This window comes from Herbaspirillum sp. GW822-FHT03A08, from assembly GCF_058801885.1.
The window spans coordinates 415,659-438,630 of record NZ_JBXANR010000006.1 but is presented as its reverse complement, the minus strand read 5'-3'; the positions used below and the strand labels follow the sequence as shown (position 1 = coordinate 438,630).

At 61.0% G+C, this 22,972-nt stretch carries 23 protein-coding genes; 7 read left to right on the top strand and 16 right to left on the bottom strand.

The features are described 5' to 3' along the window. A complete protein-coding gene (locus tag AC1RN6_RS20610) occupies positions 1 to 912 on the bottom strand; it encodes an ABC transporter permease (protein WP_493007302.1) in 912 nt (303 codons plus the stop codon). Further along, positions 912 to 2,015: an ABC transporter ATP-binding protein gene (locus tag AC1RN6_RS20605; protein ID WP_493007300.1), complete on the bottom strand. Its 1,104-nt coding sequence runs from the start codon at positions 2,013 to 2,015 to the stop codon at positions 912 to 914. Before AC1RN6_RS20605 ends, AC1RN6_RS20610 begins: the two co-directional genes overlap by 1 nt. Before the next feature lie 200 nt (positions 2,016 to 2,215). Between AC1RN6_RS20605 and AC1RN6_RS20600 the strand changes: the two genes are divergently transcribed. After that, positions 2,216 to 3,043 carry an IclR family transcriptional regulator gene (locus AC1RN6_RS20600; RefSeq protein ID WP_493007299.1) on the top strand — a complete coding sequence of 276 codons (828 nt, stop codon included), beginning with the start codon at positions 2,216 to 2,218 and terminating at the stop codon, positions 3,041 to 3,043. Beyond that, positions 3,040 to 4,005, top strand: a complete 966-nt coding sequence (locus AC1RN6_RS20595) for a 2-hydroxyacid dehydrogenase (protein WP_493007298.1) — start codon at positions 3,040 to 3,042, stop codon at positions 4,003 to 4,005. The genes AC1RN6_RS20600 and AC1RN6_RS20595 overlap by 4 nt, the downstream gene beginning before the upstream one ends. Before the next feature lie 9 nt (positions 4,006 to 4,014). On the opposite strand, the gene gltK is transcribed toward AC1RN6_RS20595, so the two are convergent. From gltK to AC1RN6_RS20570, 5 genes are all read right to left on the bottom strand, one after another. Next, a complete protein-coding gene (gltK, locus tag AC1RN6_RS20590) occupies positions 4,015 to 4,689 on the bottom strand; it encodes a glutamate/aspartate ABC transporter permease GltK (protein ID WP_493007297.1) in 675 nt (224 codons plus the stop codon). Positions 4,690 to 4,710: 21 nt separating this feature from the next. Further along, the gene (locus AC1RN6_RS20585; RefSeq protein WP_493007296.1) at positions 4,711 to 5,445 is read right to left on the bottom strand and encodes an amino acid ABC transporter permease; all 735 of its coding nucleotides are present in this window, start codon (positions 5,443 to 5,445) and stop codon (positions 4,711 to 4,713) included. A gap of 32 nt (positions 5,446 to 5,477) precedes the next feature. After that, a complete protein-coding gene (locus AC1RN6_RS20580; RefSeq protein WP_493007295.1) occupies positions 5,478 to 6,047 on the bottom strand; it encodes a carboxymuconolactone decarboxylase family protein in 570 nt (189 codons plus the stop codon). A 244-nt stretch (positions 6,048 to 6,291) separates the two neighbouring features. Continuing rightward, positions 6,292 to 7,206, bottom strand: a complete 915-nt coding sequence (locus tag AC1RN6_RS20575; RefSeq protein WP_493007294.1) for a glutamate/aspartate ABC transporter substrate-binding protein — start codon at positions 7,204 to 7,206, stop codon at positions 6,292 to 6,294. 72 nt (positions 7,207 to 7,278) lie between these two features. Further along, the gene (locus AC1RN6_RS20570) at positions 7,279 to 8,601 is read right to left on the bottom strand and encodes an aspartate aminotransferase family protein (protein ID WP_493007293.1); all 1,323 of its coding nucleotides are present in this window, start codon (positions 8,599 to 8,601) and stop codon (positions 7,279 to 7,281) included. Between AC1RN6_RS20570 and AC1RN6_RS20565 the strand changes: the two genes are divergently transcribed. After that, positions 8,600 to 8,941, top strand: coding sequence for a hypothetical protein (locus AC1RN6_RS20565; RefSeq protein ID WP_493007292.1), 342 nt, complete (start codon positions 8,600 to 8,602; stop codon positions 8,939 to 8,941). The two genes, AC1RN6_RS20570 and AC1RN6_RS20565, sit on opposite strands and share 2 nt — an antisense overlap. Before the next feature lie 40 nt (positions 8,942 to 8,981). Here the strand turns inward: AC1RN6_RS20565 and AC1RN6_RS20560 are convergent, their stop codons facing one another. After that, positions 8,982 to 9,893 carry a MurR/RpiR family transcriptional regulator gene (locus AC1RN6_RS20560; protein WP_493007291.1) on the bottom strand — a complete coding sequence of 304 codons (912 nt, stop codon included), beginning with the start codon at positions 9,891 to 9,893 and terminating at the stop codon, positions 8,982 to 8,984. Positions 9,894 to 10,184: 291 nt separating this feature from the next. Here AC1RN6_RS20560 and AC1RN6_RS20555 point away from each other — a divergent pair, with 291 nt between their 5' ends. The 4 genes from AC1RN6_RS20555 (at position 10,185) to AC1RN6_RS20540 (ending at position 13,642) form a co-directional block, all read left to right on the top strand. After that, positions 10,185 to 10,478, top strand: coding sequence for a DUF3649 domain-containing protein (locus tag AC1RN6_RS20555; protein ID WP_493007290.1), 294 nt, complete (start codon positions 10,185 to 10,187; stop codon positions 10,476 to 10,478). Beyond that, positions 10,475 to 12,121, top strand: a complete 1,647-nt coding sequence (locus AC1RN6_RS20550) for a PepSY-associated TM helix domain-containing protein (protein WP_493007289.1) — start codon at positions 10,475 to 10,477, stop codon at positions 12,119 to 12,121. The genes AC1RN6_RS20555 and AC1RN6_RS20550 overlap by 4 nt, the downstream gene beginning before the upstream one ends. Continuing rightward, a complete protein-coding gene (locus AC1RN6_RS20545; RefSeq protein ID WP_493007288.1) occupies positions 12,121 to 12,480 on the top strand; it encodes a DUF3325 domain-containing protein in 360 nt (119 codons plus the stop codon). Before AC1RN6_RS20550 ends, AC1RN6_RS20545 begins: the two co-directional genes overlap by 1 nt. A 121-nt stretch (positions 12,481 to 12,601) precedes the next feature. Continuing rightward, the gene (locus AC1RN6_RS20540; RefSeq protein WP_493007287.1) at positions 12,602 to 13,642 is read left to right on the top strand and encodes a virulence RhuM family protein; all 1,041 of its coding nucleotides are present in this window, start codon (positions 12,602 to 12,604) and stop codon (positions 13,640 to 13,642) included. A gap of 9 nt (positions 13,643 to 13,651) precedes the next feature. On the opposite strand, the gene AC1RN6_RS20535 is transcribed toward AC1RN6_RS20540, so the two are convergent. From AC1RN6_RS20535 to AC1RN6_RS20500, 8 genes are all read right to left on the bottom strand, one after another. Then, complete coding sequence (locus tag AC1RN6_RS20535; RefSeq protein WP_493007286.1) at positions 13,652 to 14,164, bottom strand: hypothetical protein; 513 nt, start codon at positions 14,162 to 14,164, stop codon at positions 13,652 to 13,654. 355 nt (positions 14,165 to 14,519) lie between these two features. Beyond that, positions 14,520 to 15,308, bottom strand: coding sequence for a GntR family transcriptional regulator (locus tag AC1RN6_RS20530; protein ID WP_493007285.1), 789 nt, complete (start codon positions 15,306 to 15,308; stop codon positions 14,520 to 14,522). Positions 15,309 to 15,339: 31 nt separating this feature from the next. After that, positions 15,340 to 16,965, bottom strand: coding sequence for a gamma-glutamyltransferase family protein (locus tag AC1RN6_RS20525; RefSeq protein ID WP_493007284.1), 1,626 nt, complete (start codon positions 16,963 to 16,965; stop codon positions 15,340 to 15,342). 61 nt (positions 16,966 to 17,026) lie between these two features. Then, on the bottom strand, positions 17,027 to 17,983 hold the full coding sequence (locus AC1RN6_RS20520) for an ABC transporter ATP-binding protein (protein ID WP_493007283.1): 957 nt from the start codon (positions 17,981 to 17,983) through the stop codon (positions 17,027 to 17,029). 10 nt (positions 17,984 to 17,993) lie between these two features. Continuing rightward, positions 17,994 to 18,965 carry an ABC transporter ATP-binding protein gene (locus AC1RN6_RS20515; RefSeq protein ID WP_493007282.1) on the bottom strand — a complete coding sequence of 324 codons (972 nt, stop codon included), beginning with the start codon at positions 18,963 to 18,965 and terminating at the stop codon, positions 17,994 to 17,996. A gap of 43 nt (positions 18,966 to 19,008) precedes the next feature. Continuing rightward, entirely contained in the window at positions 19,009 to 19,923 is a 915-nt protein-coding gene (locus AC1RN6_RS20510; protein WP_493007281.1) for an ABC transporter permease, read from the bottom strand. Between the two features lie 8 nt (positions 19,924 to 19,931). Then, entirely contained in the window at positions 19,932 to 20,870 is a 939-nt protein-coding gene (locus tag AC1RN6_RS20505) for an ABC transporter permease (RefSeq protein ID WP_493007280.1), read from the bottom strand. Between the two features lie 265 nt (positions 20,871 to 21,135). Beyond that, entirely contained in the window at positions 21,136 to 22,644 is a 1,509-nt protein-coding gene (locus AC1RN6_RS20500; RefSeq protein ID WP_493007279.1) for an ABC transporter substrate-binding protein, read from the bottom strand. Between the last annotated feature and the right edge of the window lie 328 nt (positions 22,645 to 22,972).

Below are 22,972 nucleotides of genomic sequence, written 5' to 3'. Positions count from 1 at the left end.
TCACCCCAATGCTTTCTTGTAACGGCGTTCGATCATACGGTTCCAGCCGAGCATGATCGCCAGGTTCGCCAGCAGCAGCAGCAAGGCGATGGCGGCGCCGAGCGGCCAGTTGAGTTCGTGCAGGTATTCGTCGTAAATCAGTGTGGCCATCATCTTGAGGCGGCGTCCGCCCAGCAGACCGGGAATCGCGAACGAGCTGGCCGACAGACCGAACACGATCAGGCTGCCCGACAGCACGCCCGGCATGATCTGCGGCAGCACGATGCGGCGCAGTGCGGTGGTCGGCGAGGCATTGAGCGACAGCGCGGCGTTGACCACGCCGGGATCGATCTTCTGCAGCGAGGTCCAGACCGGAATCACCATGAACGGCAGCATCACATGCACCAGCGCGATGACGATGGCAGTCTCGGTGTAGAGCATCTTGAAAGGGCCGATGCCGAAGGCTGACAATGCGCCGTTGACCAGGCCTTCCGGCCCCAGCAGCATGCTCCAGCCGAAAGCGCGCACCACGACGGAAATCATCAGCGGCGCCAGCACCACCAGCAGCATGATGGAGCGCCACGGCTTGCGCATGCGGTTGAGGATGTACGCCTCGGGCGTGCCGACGGCGATGCAGATCAGCGTCACCAGGCCGGAGATCCGGAAGGTGCGCCAGAAAATTTCGTAGTAATAGGGATCGGTCAGCACCGCGCGGTAATGTTCCAGCGTGAAGGTGCCGGCTTTGGGACCGGTGTCGGCGTCAAAGGCGTTGAAGGACAGCAGCACGGTCAGCAGCAGCGGCACCAGCAGCATCACGCTGCACAGCAGGATGGCCGGGGCCGACATGAACCATGGCAGGCTGCGATTGCTCGCAGCCTTCTGCACGGGAGGTGCCGCCGATGTCGCGGCGGAGGCGGTTGAGATGGCGCTCATCAGGCAGCCTCTGCAGCAGCCGCAGCGCCGGACGCCGTAGTGCGATTGGCCGAGACCAGCCGCAGGCTGTGATCGTTCCAGTCGATGCCGATGCTCTGCCCCGGCTCCAGCATGTCGGCGCCGTCGTTGGCAATCAGCACCGTGAGTTCGCCCAGCGGCGTGACGATGCTGTACATCCACTGGCTGCCGAGAAAGAAGCGCTGGCTGACCTGGCCGTCGCAACGTCCCCTGCCTGCGGCGACGCATTTGATTTTTTCAGGACGCAGGCCGAGCAACACCTGTGCGCCGGGACGCAAGCCGCTGTCGACCGCTTCCAGCGTCAGCGTCATGCCGCCGGCGTCGATGTCCGCATGATCGCCTGCCTGGCGCAGCACGCTGCCGTCCAGCAGATTGGCCTTGCCGACGAAGGTGGAAATAAAGCGGTTGGCCGGATGTTCATACACACTGAGCGGACGGTCGACCTGCGTGACGTGGCCGGCCTCCATCACCACCACACGGTCGCTGATGGACATCGCTTCGCTTTGATCGTGCGTCACCATGATGGTGGTGGTGCCGACCTTGCGCTGGATGTCGCGCAGCTCGAACTGCATCTCTTCGCGCAGCTTGGCGTCGAGGTTGGATAAGGGTTCATCCAGCAGCAGCACCGGCGGCTGGATCACCAGGGCGCGCGCCAGAGCCACGCGCTGGCGCTGGCCGCCGGACATTTCGCGCGGGTAGCGTTTGCCGTGTTTTTCCAGATGAACCAGGGCCAGCGCCTGCGCAACTTTGTCGCGGCGTTCGGCGGCTGGAATCTTGCGCATTTCCAGACCGAAGGCGACGTTCTGCTCGACCGTCATGTGCGGGAACAAGGCATACGTCTGGAACACGATGCCGAGGCCGCGCGTGTTGGGCTTGGCGTGCGTGATGTCGCGACCGTCCAGTTCGATGCGGCCGCCGCTGACGCTTTCGAAACCGGCGATCATCTGCAAGGTGGTGGTCTTGCCGCAACCGGAGGGACCGAGCAGCGAAATGAATTCGCCCTTCTCCACGCTCAGGTTGAAAGACGATACCGCCTGGGTATCTCCATAAAACTTGCTGACATTGGTCAGCGTGAGGAACGACATGGCAAGTCCTTTCCAGAATGATCTGCGGAGACGCTAGCCGGTGTTGCGGCAGGTATCCGAATTGCTAGAGTTATTGCAATCGTCATGCAATTTCCTTGCCAATTCTGCTATCGTATTTCATCAAACAGGATATTTTTATTACTTATTCCGTTGAGTGAAATACATTGCTCAAGACGGCTGCAACCATTCCATTTATCGACATGAGCAACGAAACCACTCTCCCCGCCAACGGCGTGCAACGCACCTTTGCGGTTTTGCGCGCGCTGGCCGCTGCACCAGCACAAGGCACGCGCGTGACGCAAATCGCCAAGGACATCGGGCTGACGCAAGGCACTACGCATCGCCTGCTGCAATCGCTGGTCAATGAAGGCATGGTCGAGCAGGATGAGCGCAGCAAGCTGTATCGGCTGGGCATGGACTTGTTCAGCCTGGCGGCGCGCGCCGGCAACGGCTGGGATTTGCGCGCGCTGTGCCGGCCGGTATTGCTGCGGTTGTGCGGCAGCCTGGGCGACACCATGTTTTTGCTGGTGCGTTCGCGTTTCGATGCGGTGTGCGTGGATCGCGTGGACGGTCCCTTCCCTATCCGCGCCTTCACCGGCGACATCGGCGGGCGGGTGGCGCTGGGTGTGGGACAAGGCGCGCTGGCGATCCTCGCCTTCCTGCCTGAAGCGGAACGCGATGAAGTGATCCGCTACAACTTGCCGCGCATCCGCGAGTTCGGCGTATTCGATGAGGTCTATCTGCGGACAGAAATTGAGCGCGTGCGCCAGAACGGCTACGCCGCGCGCAATGCCGGCCTGCTCGACGGCATGGCCGGCCTGGCGGTGCCGATCTTCGATTGCAGCGGACAAATCGTGGCGGCGCTGAGCATCGGTACGCTGACGTCGCGCCTGAGCGATGACCGTTTGCCGACGGTGGTGCAGATCCTCAAGCGCGAAGCCGAGGCCCTGAGCAAGCGCATCAATCCTTTCGATCCGGCGTTGCGACGGCCGATGCATGTCCCGAGCGTGTCGGGAGAATCCGCATGAATCAGTCAAGCAATTCCCGCCGGCCCGTGCTGCTGGTCAAATCGGGGGGCGTCGATGCCGTGGCGGAATGGCAGGAAAATTTCGGCGAGTTCGCACCGGAAGTGGAAGTGCGCTGGTGGAATGATCCGGGCATCGATCCCCGCGCAGTGGAATACGTGCTGGTCTGGCAACCGGAAGCGGGACGCATTGCCGGTTACCCGAACCTGAAAGCCGTCATCAGCAGCGCTGCCGGCGTCGATCATATTCTGGCCGACCCGAGGTTGCCGGCTGCCGTGCCCGTCATCCGCATGGTGACCGACGACACCGTGCAGCGCATGGCGGAGTTCACCGCGATGAGCAGCCTGATGCTGCTCAAGGATATGCCGCGCATGATCGCGCAGCAGGCGCGGCGCGAATGGAAGGAATTCGCCACGCCGCGCACTGCGGTAGAGACGCGCGTGGGCATCATGGGACTCGGTGCGCTGGGACTGGCGTGCGCGCAGATGCATGCACAACTGGGTTTCATCACCGCCGGCTGGGCGCGTTCGCCGCGCACGGCTGAACGGATCGAGTGCTATGCCGGTGCGGATCAGCTCGGCGCTTTTCTGGCGCGCACCCATATTCTGATCTGCCTGCTGCCGGATACCGAGGATACGCGCGACATCATCAACGCCGATCTGCTGCGGCAGCTGCCGCCCGGTGCGGCGATCATCAACGTCGGACGCGGCACGCACGTGCAGACGGAAGATTTGCTGGCAGCGCTGGAGTCGGGTCAGGTGTCGTCGGCCTTGCTGGATGTCTTTGCCGTCGAGCCGCTGCCGGCCGATTCGCCGCTGTGGAATCACCCGCGCATCATCGTCACCCCGCATGGCGCGGCGACGCCTTCGCGCCGTGAACGTGCACGCCAGGCAGCGGCCGTAATCCATGCCATCGAAAACGGTCTGCCCGTGCCGCATCTGTACGACCGCGAGCGCGGATACTGATTGACGGACTTATGACTTGACGGTGCGTTTGACCAGCAGCGAGATGCTGAAGCAGATCACAAAATAAACCGCGCCTGCGAAGAACAGCAACTCGATGATGCGGCCGTCGCGTTCGCCGATGGTATAGGCGCGCCCGAAGAAATCGGCCAGTGCGCTGACATAGACCAGCGAGGTATCCTGAAACAGGATGATGCCTTGCGTCAGCAGCAGCGGCACCATGTTGCGAAACGCCTGCGGCAGGATGATCAGACGCATGGTCTGGATGTAAGTCAGCCCCAGCGCAAACGACGCCGCCAGCTGGCCGCGCGCCACGCTCTTGATGCCGGCGCGGATGATCTCGGAATAATAAGCCGCCTCGAACAAGGAAAACGCCACCAGCGCCGAAGTCATGCGCAAGTCGTTGGAGGCCGACAGCTTGAACACCTTCTGCAGCAATTGCGGCACGATCAGGAAGAACCACAGCAGCACCATCACCAGCGGTATCGAGCGGAACAGATTGACGTAGCCGGTGGCGAACCATTGCAGGGGCTTCGACGACGACAGCCGCATCATTGCCAGCAGCGTGCCCCAGACGATGCCGAAGGCGATCGCCGTCGCGGTGATCTGCAAGGAGATCAGCATGCCGTGCCCAAGCACCTGGACGGCGGCCGGGGTGATTGCGCTGAAGTCGAATTGGTAGCTCATGTGTCGCGTCTCCCGTGATTTTTATTTGCTGCCGGCAAAGCCGGGCAAGGCGACGCGCCCTTCCAGCCAGCGCATCAAGGTCATGACCGTGATGTTGATCAGCATGTAGGTCAGCGTCACGGCGATGAAGGCTTCATATGGCTGCGCGGTGTAGTCGACCAGCTGGCGTCCTTGCGCGGCCAGTTCCAGCAGTCCGATGGTGGAGGCAACGGCGGAGTTCTTGAAGATGTTGAGAAACTCCGACGTCAGCGGCGGCAGGATGATGCGGAACGACATCGGCAGCAGCACGTAGCGATACGTCTGCCCCAGCGTGAAACCCATCGCGAGACCGGCGTTCTTTTGTCCCGGCGGCAGAGCGCGGATGCCGGAGCGCACCTGCTCGCAGACGCGCGCCGCGGTAAAAAATCCCAGACACAGCATCGCTGTCGTGAATTGCTGCGCCAGCGGACTCATGGACTTGATCGCATCACCCATGCCGAACGGCAGGATCTCCGGCATCGCGAAATACCAGATGAAGATCTGCACCAGCAGCGGCACGTTGCGGAACAGCTCGACATACGCCGCAGCGATGCCGCTCAGCCAGCGATTGGGCAAGGTGCGCAGGATGCCGAGCAAGGTGCCGAGCGTGAGCGCGATCAGCCACGCCGACAAACCCAGCGCCAGCGTGATCGACAGGCCCGACAGCAGCCAGTCGACGTAGGTCTGGTTATCGGCAGCCTGATGGAGGAAGACGCTCCAGTTCCAGCGGTAGTCCATGATGTTTTCTCGGCTTTTCTGAAATCAGGCGGTCAGCCTTGCGGCGGCTCGGGGAAAGGCAGCGACGTCTGGCCCTCGGCGCGCATGCCGAAGACGTTGAGCGTCATCGCTACCAGTGCGTAATAACCGAGCAGGCCGATCAGGTTGACCACCACCTTGAGACCGAACAACTCCACTGCCCGCGCATAAGTCGCGTCGGCGACGCGCTTGTGATGGTAGAGCTCGGTGGCAAACGACCAGACCACGCGCTCGTCTTCTTTTTCAAACGCAGGCGTCTGCCCGAGACGGATCTGTTCCGCCGCCGCCGCCGGCAAACCCGCTTCGACCGCAATCGGCAGATGGATGTACCACTCCGCCTGCGATTGCCATTCGCGCGCCGTCGCCAGGATCGCCAGCTCCGACAAGCGTAACGGCAGGCCGGTGTCGTAGCGGCAATACGCGCCGAGCTTTTGCGCCAGCTGACCCAGCTCGGGGCTGTGGATCCAGCTCACGAACGGGCCGTTGAGATTGCCGCGCGGACCGGACAGGATATCGTCCAGCAGCGCTTTCTGTTGCGGCGTGGCGTGAGCCGGATCGAATGCCGGCAGGCGTGCTTGCGTCATGGTCTTACTCCAACTGGTTCCGGTTCTTCAGTATAGGGGCTGCAGTCAGGCCGGATGTCGTACCGGCGTTCGCCGGGATGACGGTTTAAATGACGAATGTTCTTCCGGCCTCAAACACCATCGTCGTCCTGATGAAAGTCAGGACCCGGCGTCGCACCAACATTCGTCAAGACACTGGATCCCGGCTTGCGCCGGGATGACGGCCAAGGGTTGGTTTGCGTAAACGACCTATCCTCGCGGCACATCAATCCATCGGCTTGTCGCTGGGATTGGCGTAGAGCTTTTTCACGTCTTCCGGCATCGGGAAGTTAAAGCTGATGTTCTTCGGGGGAATCGGGAAAGTGAACCACTTGGCGTACATGCGGTTGATCTCGCCGCTCTTCATCAGGCCGCTCAGCGTGCCGTCGACCAGTTGCTTGAATTGCGGATCGTCCTTGCGCACCATGAAGCCGTAGGGTTCGGCGCCGAAGGGCGTGCCGGTCAGCAGCCAGTCGTTGGGCTTTTGCGCCGTGGTGCGCGCGCCGGCCAGCAGGATGTCGTCCATCACGTAGGCGGCGACGCGGCCCGATTGCAGGATCAGAAAGGCTTCGCCGTAGTCCTTGGCGCTCTGGATCTGCATGTTCATCTTGCGCCGCTCGTTAAGCGTGCGCAGCAGACGTTCCGACGTCGTGCCGGCATTGGTCACGACCGCCTTGTTGGCCAGGTCGGGGAAGTCCTTGATGCCGCTGTCCTTGCGCGTGAGGATGCGGCTGCTGGCGACGAAGAAGGTGGTGTTGAAGGAGACTTGCTGCCAGCGATCCTTGAGGTTGCTGGTGACGCCGCACTCCAGATCGATGGTGCCGTTTTGCAGCAGCGGCGTGCGGTTTTGCGAAGTCACCGGGATCATGCGCACTTCCAGATTCGGCATGTTCAGCCTGGCCTTGACGCTGTCAATGACCTTGTTGCAGAGGTCTTGCGAGTAGCCGACGACCTTCTGGTTTTCATCGTAGTAGGAGAACGGAATCGAACTGGTGCGATGGCCGATGGCGATGACGTTGCCGTCCTTGATTTTTTGCAGCGTCGGTCCGAGGCCGGTATCGACAGCATAGGCGGCATGGGCGATGGTGAGCCCGGCCAATGCGGATAGCAGTGCAAGCAGCGGTAGGGTGAGTCGTTTCATGTCGTTTCCTCTCCTGATGTATTAGATGGATGCTGCCGGTGTGTCTGTGAGTGTCTGTGTGGGTAAGTGGCCTCAGGCCAGTGCAGCATCGACTGCCGGAATAAGCCGTTCGACGATGCGATCAATGTCTGCTGCGGTGCTGATGAAAGGCGGCGCGATCAGGATGTGGTCGCCCTGGCGGCCATCAACGGTGCCGCCCATCGGATAGACCAGCAGACCGCGCGCCATGGCCTCGCTCTTGACGCGGCTGTGAGTGCGCTTTACCGGATCGAGCGGCTGCTTGCTGTCGCGATCGGCAACCAGTTCGACGCCGACGAACAGGCCGCGGCCACGTACATCGCCGACGTTGGGATGATTGGCGAAAGCGCTGCGCAGCGTGGCGCGCAGTTGCTCGCCGCGCGCCTGCACGTTGGACAGCAGCTGCTCATCCTTGATGGTCTTTTGCACGGCAAGCGCAGCGGCGCAGGCGGTGGCGTGGCCGATATAAGTGTGGCCGTGCTGGAAGAAACCGCTGCCGCCGACTACGGCGTTGTAGATACGGTCGCTGGAAATCATCGCGCCGATGGCTTGGTAACCGGCGCCGAGGCCTTTGGCGATGACCAGGATATCGGGCGTGACGCCGTCTTCTTCACAGGCATACAGATGGCCGGTGCGGCCCATGCCGGACATGACTTCGTCGAGGATCAGCAGCACGCCGTACTTGTCGCAGATGGTGCGGATTTTCCTGAAGTAATCGCCGACCGGCGGCACTGCGCCGGCGGTGGCCCCGACCACGGTTTCTGCAACGAAGGCCGCGACCTGATCGGCGCCGAGTTCGAGGATCTTCGCTTCCAGCTCATCCGCCAGACGTTGCACGTATTGTGCATCTGATTCGCCGTTCAGCTGATCGCGGTAGGCGTAGCACGGTGCGACATGATGCGACGGCACCAGCAGCGGCAGGAACATCTCGCGACGCCAGGCGTTGCCGCCGATGGCGAGCGCGCCCAGGGTGTTGCCGTGATAGCTCTGGCGGCGCGCAATGAAGTGACGGCGGCTCTTTTGCCCGGTTTCCACATGGTATTGGCGCGCCAGCTTGAGCGCGGCTTCGATGGCTTCCGAACCGCCCGACAGGAAGTAGACATGGTTGAGATCGCCGGGAGCCGAGGCGCTGAGGTTGTCGGCCAGCTCTTCCACAACCTCGGTGGTGAAGAACGAGGTGTGCGCATACGCCAGTTCGTTGATCTGCTTGCGGATCGCTTCGATCACGCGCGGATGGCCGTGGCCGAGGCAGGACACGGCGGCGCCGCCGCAGGCGTCGATGTAGTGCTTGCCGTTGCTGTCGATCAGCTCCATGCCGACGCCGGCTTTGGCAACAGGCATGGTTTGTTTCGGATAGCGATGGAAAACGTGTGTCATGGAACTGGCCTCAGGCAAAAATTCAAGGTGCGGGAATTCAGGTTGGGCCAACTATAAATTGAATAAAATGCTTTTGCAACGTTTGTTGCATAATTATTTTTATATGCATTTTTTGGTGCAACGCAAGAGATGCGCGCACCAAATCGGACTTGCCGGAGAATCGCTTTTTGACATGCCGAAGTCCGATGGCCATCGTCGACCGAGGACAACAGCATTCGTGGCCGTCATCCCGGCGCAGACCGGGATCCCGCGTCTTGCCGAAGTACCGGGAGAGCGCCGAACGTCACTGGGTCCCGGCATGCGCCGGGACGACAGCGAGAAGAAAATGGAAGAGGTTTAGTATTGCAACAACTGTTGCAGAGTGATCCGGCGGGACAAGATTACTTGCTGCCGGCCTTCACATAGGCGCCGCTCTGGTACAGCTCGTCCTCGGCCTGCTCCAGCCGTTTGACGGCCTTGTCGTCGTCAAGTGAAATCACCAGTTCGATCAGGCTTTCCGCAACGGCAACAGCCGCGGCCATCGAGGGGAAAAACGAGGGACTTTCATGCGAGAACAGGATGGTGTGATCGGCCTGCAAGGCCACCGGTGCGACGGCGCTGTCGGTCAGCGCGATCAGCTTGCTGCCGGCGCGCTTGGCGGCTTCGGCGACTTGCACCGCTTCGATGGAATACGGCGCGAAGCTGATCACGATGGTCGCATCCTGCGCTGTGACGGCGCGCAGCTCCATCGCCAGCGAACCGGCGGTGCCCTTGATCAGCGTCACGCTCGGGCGGAACAGGCGGTACAGGTACTCCAGCATGAAGGCCACCGAATACGCCGCACGAAAGCCGGCGATATGCACGTGGCGCGCCTTGGTCAGCGTCCTGGCGGCGCGCAGCAATTCATCGGCGTTCTTCGGTTCGGAAGCATCGAGGTTGGCGCGCTGAGCCTGGAAGATTTCTTCGATCAGGATGTCGCTGTTGTTGCGCTTGACCAGGCTCTGCGCCTTGTAAGCGTAGGCCTTGGGCGTGACGGCCAGGCGTTCGACAAACAATGCGCGCAATTCGCCCCAGCCGGGAAAACCCAGGTATTGCGACAAGCGCACCAGCGTCGACGGTTGCACGCCGGCACGCGCGGCGACCGCGCGCATGGTCGACACCGCGACTTCGCCGGGATTGTCGAGCAGGAAGGCGGCGCCGGCCTGGAACTGCGGCCGCATGTCGGCGTAGTTGGCGCGGATCAGGGCGTCGAGTTCGGCAAAGGTGGAGGGCGTATCGGCGCCGTGGGCAGTGCTGTCCAGAGAGTCCGTCATGGCAAATTGGGGAAGGGGTCGCCGGTGATCCGGCCGAATGATTGATGCGGCATTGTTTCACAAATTGCGGTGAAGCAGGAATCTGCAACATTGGTTCCACACGTATTCCACGCTTGTTCCTGAATCCGGCCTTGCATGGGTGAAAGGTGACAATTGAAATAAGAATTGTTATCATCTAGAAATTCTTCGCCCTTGTCTGGCAATACCAACCCTTGTCTATCGTCGGTCCCGCTCGACAGACCGCAAGCAGACTGCGCACACCCGCCCGACTGCCCTACCCGCTACTGAACAATGAACCTGAATCCTGCACTACGTTATCGCTTTGCCGTCGCTTCGCGCGCCGTGGCTGCCATCGCCGGCGGCTATGCGCTCTCCGCGACGGCCGCCGCCCTGCTCGCCATCGTGTTGCCGATGGCTCCTGCAGAAGCGGTGATCACTGCCACGCTGCTGTCTTTTATCGTATTTTGCTGCGCGGTGTTATGGGTATTCGCCGCGCGCACGGCGTGGCGCGCGTGGGCCGGCATCGTGCTGCCGGGCGCAGTGCTCAGCATGGGTCTGCTGATGATGCAACGGAGCATGGCATGAGAGAAGGTTTCCGCCAATCGATGGCATGGCTGCATACCTGGTCGGGGCTGCTGGTGTGCTGGGTGCTGTTCCTCGTGTTCTGCGCCGGTACCGCATCTTATTTCCGCGAAGAGATCACGCTGTGGATGAAGCCCGAGTTGCACGCTTCGCACAGCACGGCCGTCACCAACGACCAGGCCGCGCAAACGGCGTTGAGCGCGTTGCAACGCAAGGCACCCGACGCCACGCGCTGGTTCATCACATTGCCGGTGGAACGCAGCACCGCCCTGCGCATCGGCTGGATCAGTCCGCCGCCCAAGGATGCGCCGCCGAAAACACGCGGCAAGTTCACCACCGAAGTCATCGATCCGCTGACCGGCGACAAGATGCCGGACGTGCGCGAGACGCGCGGCGGCGAGTTCCTCTACCGCCTGCACTTCGACCTGCACTACATGCCGCCGCTATGGGCGCGCTGGATCGTCGGCTTCTGCGCGATGTTCATGCTGGTGGCGATCGTCAGCGGCGTCATCACGCACAAGCGCATCTTCAAGGACTTCTTCACTTTCCGTCCGAAAAAGGGCCAGCGCTCCTGGCTTGACGCCCATAACGCCACCGCCGTACTTGCCCTGCCCTATCATCTGATGATCACCTACACCGGGCTGGTGACGCTGATGTTCATGTACATGCCCTGGGGCATACAGACCGCTTACAAGGGCGATCAGGACAGCTTCTTCTCGGAGGTCTTCCCGAGCGCCAAGAATGGCAAGGCAGCAGGAAGACAGGCAGCGCTGACGCCGTTGCAACCACTCCTGACACAAGCCGGACAGCATTGGAACGGCATGCCCGCCGTCGGCATCACGATCAACCATCCGGGAGACGCCAATGCGACCATCCAGATCCGGCGCCGCGAAGAAAAGGGGCTGAACTACATTCAGCCCTCGATGCAATTCAACGGCGTCACCGGCGCACTCATGAGCAGCGACGGTGAAAATCCCGGCGGCGCCAACGCCACGCGCGGCGTGCTGTACGGCCTGCATCTCGGCCACTTCGCCAATCCGCTGCTGCGCGCCCTTTTCTTCTTGTGCGGCTTGTCAGGCTGCGCGATGGTCGCCACCGGTGCGCTGCTATGGGCGGTCAAGACACGCCAGGGCTACGCCAAGAAACTGGCGCAAGGCGGCCGCACGGGTTTCGGCCTGCGTCTCGTTGAAGCGCTCAACATCGGCGCCATCGCCGGCTTACCGATTGCGTTTGCAACCTACTTCTGGGCCAACCGTCTGTTGCCGGTGGCGATGGAAAAACGTCCCGACGCCGAAATGAACTGGTTCTTCATCGCCTGGGGCATCGCCGCCGTGCTGGCGCAGATCCGTCCCGACCGCCGCATGTGGCAATGGCAATTGTGGACCGGCGCCCTGCTCTTCATGGGCATCCCGGTGTTGAATGTTTTCACGACTTCATCGCATCTGGGTGTGACGCTGTTCATGGCGCAAGGTCCCTGGCCGGTTGCCGGTTTTGATCTCACGGTGCTGGCGCTGGGCATTGGCCTGGCGTGTGCAGCCTGGCATCTGGGACGCAAGAAAAAGACAACGAAGAAAGCCGGCAAAGCGCATCAGCACAATGATGCCGATACTGATGCCGACAGCGCCAGGTTGCAGGAGGCCGCGTGATGAGTTTCATCCCCCTGCCTTTTCTGGCAACGCTATCGCTCGCCTACAGCGCGTGGGTAGCGCTGAGCCTGGCGATGGACCGCCACTACGCCGACATCCACGGCCGCGGCGCCGAACCGAGCGCACTGCTGCGCAAGCGCGGCCGCTGGCTCGGCACGCTGGCGCTGACGGTCGCCTTCATCATCTGCGTGCGCGAAAGCGGCTGGGGCATCGGCCCGGTCACCTGGCTCGGCACCATGACCATCGCCGCCCTGCTGCTGGTGCTGCAGCTTTGCTATGCGCCGCACTCGGTGCTGCGTACGGGCAAGCCGGCCTTGCTGCTGGCGCTCATATTGACGCTTACGGTATTGGCGATCTGAAAATAGAACTATATCGAAGATGCCTCACGTGTTTTCAGATTTAAAGACATAGTTCTAGACTGGACAAGCATGCTCGGTGATACTTTCGGCTTCTTCCCGCAATGTCGTCAGTATCTCCGATATGACAAACACATCTTCTTCAACACCACCGTCTGAGCCATCAGCGCACGGAGAATTGGTGCTGTATGCCACCGATGACGGCACAGCACAGTTTTTTCTCCGTGCGGAACACGGTACCGTATGGCTCACTCAGCTTGAGCTTGCATCGCTGTTTCAGACCAGCAAACAGAATATCAGTTTGCACATAAAGAACATCTTGAGCGACGGCGAGCTCAAGGAGAATTCAGTAGTCAAGGAAAACTTGACAACTGCCGCCGACGGCAAACGCTATCGCACCCAACTTTATGATCTCGACCTCATTCTGGCCGTCGGCTACCGCGTGCGTTCGCCGCGCGGTATGCAATTCCGCCAGTGGGCGACAACACATCTGAAGGAATACCTGATCAAGGGTTTTGTCATTGACGACGCCAGATTAAAGCAACCGGAGGCGTGGGATTACTTTGACGAACTGCTGGAGCGTATCCGCGACATTCGCGCTTCGGAAAAACGTTTTTATCAGAAAATCAGGGATTTGCTCTCACTCTCAGTCGATTATCGTGACGACATCGATGCATCGTCACGTTTTTTTGCAGAAGTTCAGAACAAAATCCTGTTTGCAACCACCGAAAAGACTGCTGCTGAAATTATCGTACAACGCGCCAACGCATCGCAGCCGAACATGGCTTTGCAGACATGGAAGGGTAGCCGTGTGCGAAAAGGCGACGTCACGATCGCCAAAAATTATCTGACAGCTGACGAAATCGACGAACTAAATCGAATCACTGTGATGTTTCTGGATTACGCCGAGGACAGAGCAAAAAAACGCCAGAATCTTACGATGACCAACTGGCGGCAATACGTAGATAATTTTCTGGCGTTCAATGAACGTCCACTGCTAAAAGGCAACGGTACTATCAGTCACGATCAGATGATCAAACTTGCACATGACCGATACACCGAGTTCGACGCAAAACGGCGCCAGGTCGATGCTATCCGTGCCGATGCCGACGATATTGCCGAGCTTGAAAAAATAAAAAAGTCCGATAAAGAAAAAAATCCCTGATAGCAGCGCTCACACTAGTGTCGCCGCACCCGGATCAACAGCGCGCTGCCGTCCCAGCCACAACACCTGCAGCGTCGCTCCCACCAAAAACACCACCACCAGCGCACCGGTCAGCATCTTCAGCAGCGGATCGTCGGCGTTCGCAAAGAACGGCGCACCGACGGGTACGCGCGTACCCGTCTCGGTCAGCGCCGGGATGAAGTGAAACAGCACCGTGGCCGAATACGCCACCATCTCCACATACGCGCTGCGACGACCGAACCAGGTGGTCTTGATGGCCGCCTGAGCGAGTCCCAATGTAATCAGCGTAATGATGGCAAGCACATGCGGCTTGCCGAAACCGCCGTGCTGGAAGATGCCCAGCGAGGTCAGGCATGTCAGCACGGTCGCGTGCACGTACAGCCGGCCTGCACCGGTGGCGTAGCGGATGCGATGTTCACGGACCAGAATGATGAGAGCGGTGACGACTGCCACCAGAGCGATGGCCGTGTGGATGATGCCGAGCGAGGTTAATCCGAGCATGTCTTTCTCCTTCAGATAATGTGGCGTGGGGAAGAACGCAGGCTCTGCTCAGGATGCAGAGCGGGGCGCTCTCACTGCTGGCTACAACTTCGGGACGTACAAAGACGATGAGGCAAAAACCGGCATGCAGTGGCGCTTTCGCGACTGGCGGACGAAGCCGGTGCCGCAAGTGTAGCGGGAACGCAGCATTTGGCAAATAGCCGGCATAACCGCAGGCGCCACGGGCTGTTTGGAGAATTGCTTTTCTGGCAAGGGACCAGGATGAAATGCGTTCCTGTGTCTCCTCATCGGCGCAAGGGCCGAGCTGTCCGTTACCGGGCAATCGATAGCGGACCTTTTTGCGGCGCCGGGATCGTCAGAACGAGCGCATGACCCTCACGGTGACGTAGGGCAGCCGCTCTGTGGCGGCGGAAGCGCGCGCGCTGTGCAGTCGATGCAGGGTGATCTGGTTGACTTCCGCGTGGCTGCCGTCGATGTGCTCGGTGATCAGCCTGACGGCCTGGTCGCCGTCACGGGCATCGATTTGCGCCAGGATGGCGGCGTGCTCGTCGTAAGTCGATCCTACACAATCGCCGTAGACGAAATCCAGCCGCCGCACGATACGGATGCGGTCGGTGAGGCGGTCGAAGGCGCTGGCCATTTCCTGATTGCCGGTGGCGCGCACCAGCGTCTGATGGAAACATTCATCGAGCGCCGCCACGGCACGGCCGTCGGTGAGCCGCTGTTCCGGCGGCACGCACCAATCCGTTTTGAGCGCGTTGATCTGCGCCATGTCGATGCTGCGTTTTCCTGCTTCCGGCGGCGCGCACAGCCTTGTGACGGCATGCACTTCGATCAGCTGGCGCAGCTCATACAAATCGGCGAAACGTTTGAAATCCATGGGCACCACTTCCCAACCCCCGCGCACGTAACCTTGCATCAGGCCGTCGCTTTGCAAACGCTGCAAGGCCTCGCGCACCGGTGTGCGCGAAACCTTGAAGTAGGCCGCGACTTCTGTCTCCGTCACCTGATCGCCGGGCAGGAGGCGCATTTCAAAAATGTCTTCACGCAGACGCGCGTAGACATACTCCGGCAAGGAGGCCTTGACCGGCTCTTCGGCGACGCTGTCAGACTGAGTCAGTGACGGATCGGGTGAGGCATGCATGAGCGGCGTGGCCTTTTCAGATTGAAGTGGACTACCAGGCGGCGACGCAACCGTCGGTGCGCGGCTCGGTACCGCCGCACAGCACGCCGTTGGCGTCGCGCCAGATGATCTGGCCGCGGCCGAAGCCGAGCTGGTTGCCGGACCAGCTGACCTGATGGCCCAGACCGGCCGGACCGAGGCCGCGGAACAGATGTTCCGCCGTGGTGTGTTCGATGCTGACCTTGTTGCCGCTTTCCCATTCCCAGCGCGGTGCATCAAGCGAGGCTTGCGGGTTGAGGCCGAAGTCGACCGTGTTCATGACCATCTGCACGTGGCCTTGCGGCTGCATGAAGCCGCCCATCACGCCGAACGGGCCGATGGCCTGGTTGTCCTTGGTGAGGAAGCCCGGAATGATGGTGTGATAAGGACGCTTGCCCGGCGCCAGGCAATTCGGATGTGCAGCGTCGAGCGTAAAGTTGTTGCCGCGGTTGTGCAGCGAAATGCCGGTGCCCGGCACCACCAGACCCGAACCGAAGCCCATGTAATTGCTCTGGATGAAGGACACCATGTTGCCTTCATTGTCGGCCGTGCACAGATACACGGTGCCGCCGCGCGGCGGATCGCCGGCCACCGGCAGCGTGGCATGCGCGCCGATCAGCTTGCGGCGTTCGTCGGCGTAGGCGTCGGACAACAGGTCCTTGACCGAGACGCGCATGTGATCAATGTCAGCGATGTGCGCCAGGCCGTCGGCATAGGCCAGCTTGATGGCTTCGATCTGGCGGTGATAGGTTTGCAGCGTGTCGCGCTCGCTGAAGTCGAAGCCCTTCAACATGTTCAGCGCCAGCAAGGCTACCAGCCCGTGGCCGTTCGGCGGGATTTCCCAGACGTCGTAGCCGCGGTAGTTGGATGAAATCGGATCGACCCATTGCGGACGATAGTTGGCCAGATCGGCCACGTCCATGTAACCGCCGGCGGCGCGGATAAAGGCTGCGGTCTTCTCGGCCAGCGCACCCTGATAGAAGCTGCGCGCATTATCGTCGGCAATCGATTGCAGGGTGCTGGCATGACCCGCAGAACGCCACATTTCACCGGCCTGCGGCGCACGGCCGGAGCCGTCGAGCGCGCCGAAGGTATCGAACCAGGATTTGAAATGATCATCCTTGAACTCGCGCGTGAAGGTCTTGTAGGCCTGCTTCCAGGCGAAGGCTACTACCGGCGAAATCGGGAAACCATCCTGCGCCAGGCTGATGGCGCCGGCCATCGAGCGCGACAGAGGCATGCGGCCAAAACGTTCAGCCATGGTCACCCAGGCCGACGGCGTGCCGGGCACGGTGACGGGCAGGGCGCCGTACTTCGGCACTTCCTTGTGACCGGCGGCGGTGAGTGCGTCGAGCGACATCGCCATCGGCGCCGGACCGCTGGCGTTGAGTCCGTGCAGTTGCCCCTTGTGCCAGATCAATGCGAAGGCGTCGCCGCCGATGCCGTTGGCGGTCGGCTCAACGACAGTCAATGCCGCGGCGGCGGCGATAGCGGCGTCGATGGCGTTGCCGCCGGCTTGCAGCACTTGCAGACCGGCTTGCGCGGCCAGCGGCTGCGAAGTTGCGACCATGCCGCGATTGGCGAAGACCGCGCTGCGGCGCGAGGCGTAGGGATAATGATTGGCGTTGAAGGTTGGCATAGGATACTTTCGAATTTCTGGTCTGAAGAAGGAATAAATTTAGCGGTTCGTTGGCAATGCGTCAGCGATACAAATGACAGGCGACATATTCGCCCGGCGCAGTCTCAACGCGAGGCGGCGTTTCGGTTTTGCAGACATCCATGCAGGACGCGCAGCGCGGATGAAAATGGCAACCGGCCGGCGGCGACGCCGGATTGGGAATCCCGCCCTTGAGCACAATGCGTTCGCGCACCTGATCCGGATGTTCGCGCGGAATCGCCGACAGCAGCGCCTGCGTGTAGGGATGTCTGGGCGCACTATAGACGCTCTCGCAGCTGCCGTACTCCACCATGCGGCCGAGATACATCACGCCGATGCTGTCGCTGACGTGGCGGATCACGGCGAGATCGTGCGAAACAAACAGATAGGTGAGGGCGAACTCCTTTTGCAACTCCTGCAAGAGGTTCAGGATCTGCGCCTGGATCGATACGTCCAGCGCCGACACGGCTTCATCGGCAACCACCAGTTTCGGCCGCGTGATGATGGCGCGCGCGATGCCGACACGCTGGCGCTGGCCGCCGGAGAACTCATGCGGATGGCGACCGGCATAGGCCTGGCTCAGACCGACGACGTCGAGGATCTCCGCCACCTTGCGCTTGCGCGTGGCGCGGTCGAACAGGCCGTGCACGATCAGCGGTTCTTCCAATACTTCGCCGATGGTCATGCGCGGATTGAGCGACGCGAAGGGATCCTGAAACACCATCTGCATATTGCGGCGCATGCTGCGCAGGGCCGAGGAAGACATCGTGGAAATTTCTTCGCCCATGAAGTTGACACTGCCGGCAGTCGGTTCGATCAGGCGCAGCACGCTGCGGCCGGTGGTCGATTTGCCGCAGCCGGATTCGCCGACCAGGCCGAGGGTTTTGCCTTCGTCGATGGAGAACGAGACATCGTCCACCGCCTTGACCGGCGGCGCGCCGCGCTTGCTGGAAGCAAAATGTTTTTTCAGTCCGGAGACCTGGAGCAGGGGAGCAGTCATCACAGCCTCTTCAATTCGGATACCAGCAACGCGCCAGATGGCCGTCGCTGACTTTGTCGAGCGTCGGCGCATCGCGATAGCAGCGCTCCTGCGCCTTCGGACAGCGTGCCGCAAAGCGGCAGCCGGATTCAACCGAACCCGGCAGCGGCACCGAGCCGGGAATCGCTTCCAGCGGTTCGCCGGGCGTGGCGTCGAGGGCAGGGCGCGCGCGCATCAGCGCTTGCGTATAGGGATGGGCGGGTGCATCGAACAGATCGCGTACGCTGCTTTGCTCGACCACCTGGCCGGCGTACATGACGACCACGCGGTCGCACATCTCCGCCACCACACCGAGGTCGTGCGTGATCATCAGGATCGCGGTGCCGTGTTCGCGCTTGAGTTCGCGCATGAGGTCAAGAATCTGCGCCTGGATCGTGACGTCGAGTGCAGTGGTCGGCTCGTCGCAGATCAGCAAGCCTGGATTGCACAGCAGCGCCATGGCGATCATCACGCGCTGGCGCATGCCGCCCGACAGGCTGTGCGGATAATCGTTGACCAGTTGCTCGGCGCGCGGCAAACCCACGCGTTGCAGCATGGCGATGACTTGCGCGTCGATCTGCTTACGGTTGAGATCGCTATGCACGCGCAGCATCTCGCGCAGCTGGTCGCCGATGCGGTGCAAAGGATTGAGCGAGGTCATCGGCTCCTGGAAGATCATCGCGATCTCCTTGCCGCGCATGGCGCGCAGGGTGGCGTCGTCGGCTTCCAGCAGGTTGCTGTCGGCAATGCCGTCGTTGTACTTGATGGCGCCGCTCAGCTGCGCCTTGCTGGCCATCGGAAACAGCCGCAGGATGGACAGCGCGGTGACGCTCTTGCCGCAACCGGATTCGCCGAGCAGGCCGACGGTTTCATTCGCGCCGACCGAGAACGAGACGCCGTCGACCGGCGCCACGCGCTTGCCGTTGCGGACGAATTCGACTTTGAGATTGTTGACTTCCAACATGGCTTTTCTTCCTTAAAACCTGTTCAGGATCATGAATAGGTTTCTAGCGGTATAACTTTGGATCGAACACTTCACGGATACCGTCGCCGAGCAGATTGAAGCCCAGCACCACCGCAAAGATCGCCACGCCCGGCCACAGGGCCAGCGTCGGATTGGTGTTCAGATAGCCTTGCGCAATGTGCAGCATCGAGCCCCAGCTCGGATCTTCCGGCTTGGCGCCGAGGCCGAGATAGGACAGACCGGCTTCGGCAATGATCGCCGAGCCCATCGCAAAGGTCGCCTGGATCACCAGCGGCGCCATCGCGTTCGGCAACACGTAACGCCACATGATGCGCATGTGCCCGGCGCCGACCGAACGGGCCGCCATGACGTAATCGAGATTGCGGATGCTCAGCGCCTGGCCGCGTGCCAGGCGAATGAACGCGGGCGCAAAGCCGATGCCGACCGCCACCATGGCATTGTAGAAACCGCCGCCCAGGGCCGCCGCCAGCGCCAGCGCCAGGATCAGCGAAGGGAAGGCTTGCAGCGCGTCGACGATGCGCATCACCACCCATTCATCCCAGAAGCCGCGGAAATAGCCGCTGGCGATGCCGATCGGCACGCCGACGCAGAACGCCAGGCCGACAGCGATCAACGCCGCCTGCAGCGAGATGCGCGCGCCGTACAGCATGCGTGAAAAGATATCGCGGCCCAGATCGTCGGTACCCATCCAGTGCATCGCATCCGGACCGGACAGCAGGTTGCCGTAATCCTGATCGAAGATGGGATCGTTGGTGGCCAGCAGCGGCGCGAAGATCGCGACCAGCACCAGCAGCAGGATGATGGCCGCGCCGACTACAGCCAGGCGGTTGGCGGCAAAACGGCGCAGGCCGACGAAACGTTGCCGGCGCGGCAGGGCTTCGGCTTCTACGGCAGCTCCTGCTGCTGCGCCATTTTTCTTTGCGATGACTTGATCCATGTCTGCCCTCATTTCGCGATGCGCGGATCGATGATGCTGTACAGCACATCCACTACCAGATTGACGATCACCACCATCAGCGCCGCTGCCAGTACGCCGCCTTGCACCATGATGTAGTCGCGCTGGAAGATGGCGTCGACGATCATCTTGCCCATGCCGGGAATGCCGAAAATGCTCTCGGTAATCACCAGCCCGCCGAGCAGACCCGACACCATCAGGCCGCTGGCCGTCACGACCGGAATCAGCGCATTGCGCAGCGCGTGTCCGATGACGACTTGCCAGTCCTTCAAACCTTTGGAGAAGGCGGTGCGGATGTAATCTTCATTGAGAACTTCGAGCAGGCTGCTGCGCACCATGCGCATCAGGATCGCCGATTCGCGCAAGCCGGTGGCCAGCACCGGCATGCACATCGCCGCCAGATTGCCGCGCCAGTCTTCGGTGAACGGCACATAGCCGGAGGCCGGCAGCCAGCCGAGTTTGACTGCGAACAGGATGATGAACATCATGCCCAGCCAGAAATGCGGCACCGACATGCCGAACAGCGCCACCAGCGTGCTGAAATAATTGGCGATGCCGCGTGGACGCACCGCCGCCATGATGCCGGCCGGCACTGCGATCAGGATGCCGACGGCAAAACTGCCGAGCGCCAGTTCTATCGTCACCGGCAGGCGCTGCATCAGCACGTCGATGACCGGCGTACGGTCGATGAAGGAGCGGCCGAGATCGCCATGCAGCACGCCGCCCAGCCAGCGCCCGTATTGCATGTAAAGCGGATCGTCGAGACCGAGTTGTGCACGCAATGCCAGCGCGGCTTCAGGCGTGGCTTCCTGGCCGAGAATGGCGGTCACCGGATCGCCCGGCAGGATCGCCAGCAGGGAAAAGATCACCATGCTGACCAGCAGCAGGGTGGGGATGACCAGCAGGATGCGCTTGAGTAGTGGGGACATGGGCAGCTTCAGCCGGAGCAGCACGCGCAGACCCTCGTCCGCACGGCACAGCAAACACATTGAGAACCGCGCAAGCGCGGACCGAAAAAACTGATGCAGTACAAGGGAGCCTGAAGCTTCGCTCTCACTGCCAACACAACACCGCTGTCGTCCTGACGAAAGTCAGGACCCAGCGTCGTAGCAAGGTTCGTCACGACGCTGGGTCCCAGCATTCGCTGGGACGACGGCAAGAAAAGGAAGATAAAGCGTCCCTCTCACCGCCAAATTACTTCGCCAGCGTGCTGGTGCGGATCACGCCGTCCGGCACATAGCGGAAACCTTTGACCGCCTTGGAGATGCCGAACAACACGTTGTCGTGGTTCAGATAAATGTAGGGCACGTCCTTCACCAGAATCTGCATGGCCTGATCGTAGAACGCCTTGCGCTTGGCTTCATTGCCTTCCAGGCGCGCTTGCTGCAACAGATCATCGACTTCCTTGGTGCCGTACTTGGAGTAGTTCAGCGAACCGTTGGTGACGACGAAGTCATAGATGTTCTGATCCGGATCGGGGCGACCGCTCCAGCCGACAAAGATGGCTTCAAAGGTGCCGGCCTTACCCGACTCGATCTGGGTCGCCAGCTCGGCCTTTTCCAGCGTGACGGTGATGCCTGCCGGACGCAGCATGCCCTGGATCATCTGGCCGACCTGCGACTCGTACGGCGTGGTCGGCAAGGTCAGCTTGAAGCTGAAGCCGGCTTCCTTGCCGGCTGCCTTGAGCAAAGCCTTGGCGCGGGCCACATCGACCTTCGGCGGCGTATCGGCGTCGCCGTGAGAGAACTGCGCCTTGCTGAACGGCGAATGGCTGGCGGCGACGGCGCCGTTGTAAACCACCTTGGCGATGGCGTTGCGGTCGATCAGGATGTCGACGGCTTCACGCACTTCCTTCTTGTCGAACGGGGGCTTGGAGGTATTCAGATAGAAGCCGCGGAAACCCAGCGAAGGCTTGTTGATGACCGCGTACTTGGCGCCGGCTTCGATGTTGGTGATTTCCTTGTACGGGAAACGATTGGTGATGTCGACCTGGCCGCTGCGCAGATTGTTGAAGGCGACATTGACGTCACTCATGATCTTGTAGGTCACGCCGTCGGCTTTCGGCAGGCCGGCTTGCCAGTAATGCGGATTTTTTTCCAGCGTGATGGTGGCGCCTTTGAGGCGGCCCTTGTAGATGAAGGGACCGGTGCCGACAGGATTGTTGACGTAGTCGTCGCCGAACTTCTTCACCGCGTCAGGCGAAGACATCATGCCGGCGCGATCGGTCAGGATGGACATGAACGGCGCAAACGGCGTCGTCAGCTCCAGCTTGACGGTGGTGTCGTCGACCACGGTGATCTGCTTGATGTACTTGAGCTCGTTACGGCGCAGGGAGCTTTTCTCCTGGCCGCGCAGCAGGTTGAATTCCACCGCCTTGGCGTTGAACGGCGTGCCGTCCTGGAATTTCACGCCCTTTTGCAGATACAGCGTGTAAGTCTTCTGGTCGTCGGAGATGGTCCAGCGCTGCGCCAGCATCGGCACGATCTTGCCGTTTTCATCCAGATCGACCAGCTTGTCGAAAATGCTTTGATACACCATGCGCTCGGCGATCATCGACGATTGCGTCGGATCGAGCTTGCCCGGGTCGTCATCGAGCGAGATGTTGATGGTGGCTGCCATCGCAGCACAGGAAGTTGCAGTCAGCAGACCGGCCGCAACCAGTTGCTTGAAAAGACGTTGAAGCGGGAGAAATGACTGGTTCATCGTTGTTCCTTTAAATGTAGGCACCAATGTATACATCAAAGTAGACATGCATTTATCGTGCCATATCCACTCAGGAAAAGGGATCGAAAAACGACGAGAAGATGGTATTTCTGCTTTAAAAACAACGCTTTACTGCATCGCAGGTCACGGCTTTCCACCGTTGCGGCGCACAAGAAAACCCGCCTCGCGGCGAGTTTTCAGCTTGCTTCAAAGAAAAGAAAGTTGCCGTCAAGTGGCGGAAAAGGCGGGCTTGGTGCAAAACGGCATGTGCCAGAAAACCAGAAAGCCCGAAATGGTGCGACGCGATTTGTCACCGCCATGAGGCAGG

Bases quoted from the DNA above. Each gene is read 5' to 3' on its own strand.
- AC1RN6_RS20610 (WP_493007302.1), bottom strand. From the start codon at position 912: ATGAGCGCCATCTCAACCGCCTCCGCCGCGACATCGGCGGCACCTCCC.
- AC1RN6_RS20605 (WP_493007300.1), bottom strand. From the start codon at position 2,015: ATGTCGTTCCTCACGCTGACCAATGTCAGCAAGTTTTATGGAGATACC.
- AC1RN6_RS20600 (WP_493007299.1), top strand. From the start codon at position 2,216: ATGAGCAACGAAACCACTCTCCCCGCCAACGGCGTGCAACGCACCTTT.
- AC1RN6_RS20595 (WP_493007298.1), top strand. From the start codon at position 3,040: ATGAATCAGTCAAGCAATTCCCGCCGGCCCGTGCTGCTGGTCAAATCG.
- gltK (WP_493007297.1), bottom strand. From the start codon at position 4,689: ATGAGCTACCAATTCGACTTCAGCGCAATCACCCCGGCCGCCGTCCAG.
- AC1RN6_RS20585 (WP_493007296.1), bottom strand. From the start codon at position 5,445: ATGGACTACCGCTGGAACTGGAGCGTCTTCCTCCATCAGGCTGCCGAT.
- AC1RN6_RS20580 (WP_493007295.1), bottom strand. From the start codon at position 6,047: ATGACGCAAGCACGCCTGCCGGCATTCGATCCGGCTCACGCCACGCCG.
- AC1RN6_RS20575 (WP_493007294.1), bottom strand. From the start codon at position 7,206: ATGAAACGACTCACCCTACCGCTGCTTGCACTGCTATCCGCATTGGCC.
- AC1RN6_RS20565 (WP_493007292.1), top strand. From the start codon at position 8,600: ATGGAACTGGCCTCAGGCAAAAATTCAAGGTGCGGGAATTCAGGTTGG.
- AC1RN6_RS20570 (WP_493007293.1), bottom strand. From the start codon at position 8,601: ATGACACACGTTTTCCATCGCTATCCGAAACAAACCATGCCTGTTGCC.
- AC1RN6_RS20560 (WP_493007291.1), bottom strand. From the start codon at position 9,893: ATGACGGACTCTCTGGACAGCACTGCCCACGGCGCCGATACGCCCTCC.
- AC1RN6_RS20555 (WP_493007290.1), top strand. From the start codon at position 10,185: ATGAACCTGAATCCTGCACTACGTTATCGCTTTGCCGTCGCTTCGCGC.
- AC1RN6_RS20550 (WP_493007289.1), top strand. From the start codon at position 10,475: ATGAGAGAAGGTTTCCGCCAATCGATGGCATGGCTGCATACCTGGTCG.
- AC1RN6_RS20545 (WP_493007288.1), top strand. From the start codon at position 12,121: ATGAGTTTCATCCCCCTGCCTTTTCTGGCAACGCTATCGCTCGCCTAC.
- AC1RN6_RS20540 (WP_493007287.1), top strand. From the start codon at position 12,602: ATGACAAACACATCTTCTTCAACACCACCGTCTGAGCCATCAGCGCAC.
- AC1RN6_RS20535 (WP_493007286.1), bottom strand. From the start codon at position 14,164: ATGCTCGGATTAACCTCGCTCGGCATCATCCACACGGCCATCGCTCTG.
- AC1RN6_RS20530 (WP_493007285.1), bottom strand. From the start codon at position 15,308: ATGCATGCCTCACCCGATCCGTCACTGACTCAGTCTGACAGCGTCGCC.
- AC1RN6_RS20525 (WP_493007284.1), bottom strand. From the start codon at position 16,965: ATGCCAACCTTCAACGCCAATCATTATCCCTACGCCTCGCGCCGCAGC.
- AC1RN6_RS20520 (WP_493007283.1), bottom strand. From the start codon at position 17,983: ATGACTGCTCCCCTGCTCCAGGTCTCCGGACTGAAAAAACATTTTGCT.
- AC1RN6_RS20515 (WP_493007282.1), bottom strand. From the start codon at position 18,965: ATGTTGGAAGTCAACAATCTCAAAGTCGAATTCGTCCGCAACGGCAAG.
- AC1RN6_RS20510 (WP_493007281.1), bottom strand. From the start codon at position 19,923: ATGGATCAAGTCATCGCAAAGAAAAATGGCGCAGCAGCAGGAGCTGCC.
- AC1RN6_RS20505 (WP_493007280.1), bottom strand. From the start codon at position 20,870: ATGTCCCCACTACTCAAGCGCATCCTGCTGGTCATCCCCACCCTGCTG.
- AC1RN6_RS20500 (WP_493007279.1), bottom strand. From the start codon at position 22,644: ATGAACCAGTCATTTCTCCCGCTTCAACGTCTTTTCAAGCAACTGGTT.